Origin of the sequence: Mesorhizobium sp. M0028, from assembly GCF_040323855.1 — a bacterium.
Classification (GTDB): Bacteria; Pseudomonadota; Alphaproteobacteria; order Rhizobiales; family Rhizobiaceae; genus Mesorhizobium.
Window position 1 is genome coordinate 1 of record NZ_JAMYVG010000056.1, and the last position, 529, is coordinate 529.

Here is a 529-nt window from a genome sequence, read left to right on the forward strand (position 1 = left end):
CTGGGATTGGCAATGGCTGGAAGGGGAGGGGACGAGGCTAGGTCGGCATCGCCCATCTGCATGACGATATCGATGATGTCGGGCATGTCGTCCTCGCCGGAAGCAGCCGATGATCGTTGCGCGTCGCCAGCCATGCTCATGCCGCTTCGATATCCGTTTGGGAGAAGTCGTTGCCGACGAAAAGCAGCGGTTCATCTGCACGCTTTGCCAAAGCATAGGAAAGGCAATCGGCAAAATTCAAAGCCGCCGGGTGGTGGCCTTTGCCGTAGGTCAGCCAACCCTGGGTCGCAAGGTCAACCAATTCGGAGTCGACAGGAATGATGTCGGCCTCGATTTTGCGCAGCCAAAGATCGATCTCGGCCAATGCGTGTTCGCCGCGCCTGCTGACCAGCACCATGCGTGCCTCGAGCACGCAGGTTGCCGGGACCAGACGGATTGGGTCCAAGACCAGCGCTCGTTCCAGCCTTGCTGCCTCAGGCTCGCTCCGAAGGATCGCTACAACAGCTGAGGTATCGATCACCATCAGTTA

Annotated in this window: 1 protein-coding gene; it reads right to left on the bottom strand. The window is 59.0% G+C overall.

Translation table 11 applies throughout. From position 1 onward, the window contains the following. Positions 1-136: 136 nt before the first annotated feature. On the bottom strand, positions 137-523 hold the full coding sequence (locus NKJ93_RS33535) for a type II toxin-antitoxin system VapC family toxin (RefSeq protein WP_352593656.1): 387 nt from the start codon (positions 521-523) through the stop codon (positions 137-139). Positions 524-529 lie beyond the last annotated feature (6 nt).